Here is a 2,278-nt window from a genome sequence, read left to right as displayed (position 1 = left end):
CGAGGCCGCCGGCCGCGTCCTGCGCGACGAGCGACACCGCAGCGAGCGCACCCTCAGCGACGTGGCGAGCGACGCGGGCATCTCGGTGCAGTACCTCTCCGAGATCGAGCGCGGGCTCAAGGAGCCCAGCTCGGAGATGCTCGCGGCCGCGGCCGGCGCGCTCGGCCTCTCCCTGGCCGACCTGACCGCCGAGGTGAGCCGCCGGCTCCGCGGCCCGGTCTGCCTCGCGGCCTGACTCAGGCGGCGATCAGCTTCCGGCTGGCCACCACCTCGTCGGCCACGCCGTAGGCGACGGCCGCCTGCGCGTCGAGGATCAGGTCCCGGTCGGTGTCGTGCCGCAGCTGCTCGACCGTCTGCCCGGTGTGCTGGCCGAGCACCTGCTCCATCTCGTTGCGCAGCCGCGCGATCTCCTTGGCCTGGACGGCCAGGTCCGGCAGCGTGCCCTGACCGCCGCCCGACGGCTGGTGCAGGATCACCCGCGCCCGCGGGAGGATCGACCGCCGACCGGGGTCGCCCGCCGCGAGCAGCACGGCCGCCGACGACGCGGCCTGGCCGATGCAGGTGGTCGCGATCGGCGCCTTGACGAACTGCATGGTGTCGTAGATGCCGAGCATCGCGGTCACCGATCCGCCCGGCGAGTTCAGGTAGAGGTTGATCGTGGAGTCCGGGTTCTCCGACTCCAGGTAGAGCAGCTGGGCGATGATCACGTTGGCCACGCCGTCGTCGATCTCGGTGCCGAGGTAGACGATCCGGTCACTGAGCAGCCGCGAGTAGATGTCGACCGCCCGCTCCCCGTGCAGGGTGCGCTCGACCACGCTCGGGATCGTGTACTGGCTCATCGCGCACCTCCGAAGGCCGCGGTGCTGCGCGTCGGCGCCACCGCGCGCACGTCGGTGAGGACATGGTCGACGAAGCCGTACTCCTTGGCCTCCTCCGCCGTGAACCACCGGTCGCGCAGCGCGTCCCGCTCGACCTTCTCCACGGGCTGTCCGGTGTGCTCGGCGGTCAGCCTCATCATCACGTCCTTGGTGTGCTCGAGGTTCTCGGCCTGGATCTCTATGTCGATCGCCGTGCCACCGATGCCGGCCGAGCCCTGGTGCAGGAGCACCCGGGCGTGCGGAAGGACGTACCGCTTGCCAGGGGTGCCGGCGGTGAGCAGGAACTGACCCATGCTGGCGGCGAGCCCCATCGCGAGGGTGCTGACGTCGTTGGGGATCATCCGCATCGTGTCGTAGATGGCCAGCCCGGCGCTGACCGAGCCACCGGGCGAGTTGATGTAGAGGCTGATGTCGCGGTGCGGGTCCTCGGCGGAGAGCAGCAGGAGCGCGGCGCAGAGGCGGTTGGCCACCGTGTCGTCGACCTCCTGGCCCAGCACGATGATCCGCTGCTGGAGGAGGCGTGTCGCGAGCTGTTCGTCGAAGGGTCCGGAGAGCCGCTCGGCAGGTGTCGTGGTCATGGCTCCACGGTCCGCGCCGCGGCGGCGGGTTCCAAGCGATTCCGCCGGGGGCGGGTCCGCCGTCAGCAGATCCGCACGCCTCAGTGCTCCAGCGTCTGATGGCTGCTCGAGCCGTGACTCGGGGCCGGGCCGTTGTCGTCCTCGAGCTCGGCGGCGATGGAGACGGTGAGCCCGCCGAGGAGGAAGCCGATCACGGCTGCGGCAAGGGTGTTGGTGTTCATCGTGTCGCTCCAGCTCAGTGATGGTGGTGGGAGTGGCCGGCGTCAGGCGCGGCGTCGTGCCCCTCGTGGCCCGGCCCGTGCTGGTACTCGTGGGTGAGGGCGTGGCCCTTGCCCTTGTCGATGAGGTACCGGTTGACCGGGAACGCCGCGAGGAAGGCGGCGGTGAGGGCGATCATCATGCCGACCCAGAAGACCGGGTTGACCAGGCCGGAGTCCATGGCGCCCGGGATGAGGGCCATGACGGCGTTGTCCACCAGCTCCATGACGGCGATCGACAGGGTGTCCGCGGCGAAGACGACGCTGAGAGCGGCGCCGAAGCCGAGGCCGGCCTTGATCAGCGGCAGCGTCGACAGGGCGTAGCCGAAGAGGAACGCCAGCCCGACGGCGAGCGCGATCGTCAGGCCGCTGCCCAGGCCGGCGGCGGTCCCGATCATCAGGCCGAGGATCTCGCCGATCGCGCAGCCGGTGAGGCAGTGCAGGGTGGCGCTGGCGGCCATCGCGTTGCGGGAGCTCATCATGATCTGTCTCTCTTCCTGGATCCCCCCACCGTCTCCGGCGGAGGCGCGTAAACACAAGGGCCGGGGTGCGCCGCCGCGCGCGG

General features: G+C 70.9%; 5 protein-coding genes. 1 reads left to right on the top strand and 4 read right to left on the bottom strand.

Features of this window, described 5'->3' with window-relative positions:
- A partial coding sequence (locus tag E7Z54_RS11985) for a helix-turn-helix domain-containing protein (protein ID WP_240769649.1) occupies nt 1-235 on the top strand: 235 nt, incomplete at its 5' end.
- Between the two features lies 1 nt (nt 236).
- Here E7Z54_RS11985 and E7Z54_RS11980 read toward each other — a convergent pair.
- From E7Z54_RS11980 to E7Z54_RS11970, 4 genes are all read right to left on the bottom strand, one after another.
- Entirely contained in the window at nt 237-839 is a 603-nt protein-coding gene (locus E7Z54_RS11980) for a ClpP family protease (protein ID WP_136433969.1), read from the bottom strand.
- The gene (locus E7Z54_RS11975; protein WP_136433967.1) at nt 836-1,456 is read right to left on the bottom strand and encodes a ClpP family protease; all 621 of its coding nucleotides are present in this window, start codon (nt 1,454-1,456) and stop codon (nt 836-838) included. The genes E7Z54_RS11980 and E7Z54_RS11975 overlap by 4 nt, the downstream gene beginning before the upstream one ends.
- Nucleotides 1,457-1,536: 80 nt before the next feature.
- Nucleotides 1,537-1,677, bottom strand: a complete 141-nt coding sequence (locus tag E7Z54_RS23200) for a hypothetical protein (RefSeq protein ID WP_168798291.1) — start codon at nt 1,675-1,677, stop codon at nt 1,537-1,539.
- 14 nt (nt 1,678-1,691) lie between these two features.
- The coding region (locus E7Z54_RS11970) for a DUF4396 domain-containing protein (RefSeq protein ID WP_240769648.1) at nt 1,692-2,278 on the bottom strand (587 nt) is incomplete at its 5' end.

The sequence above is a fragment of the Nocardioides sp. genome, from assembly GCF_004803405.1.
GTDB lineage: Bacteria > Actinomycetota > Actinomycetes > Propionibacteriales > Nocardioidaceae > Nocardioides > Nocardioides vastitatis.
Note: the sequence above shows the minus strand (reverse complement) of the source record. Positions and strands in the feature narration are given on the sequence as shown.

Excerpts from the sequence above, each read along its gene's own strand:
- E7Z54_RS11975 (WP_136433967.1), bottom strand. The coding sequence starts at position 1,456 with ATGACCACGACACCTGCCGAGCGGCTCTCCGGACCCTTCGACGAACAG.
- E7Z54_RS11980 (WP_136433969.1), bottom strand. The coding sequence starts at position 839 with ATGAGCCAGTACACGATCCCGAGCGTGGTCGAGCGCACCCTGCACGGG.
- E7Z54_RS23200 (WP_168798291.1), bottom strand. The coding sequence starts at position 1,677 with ATGAACACCAACACCCTTGCCGCAGCCGTGATCGGCTTCCTCCTCGGC.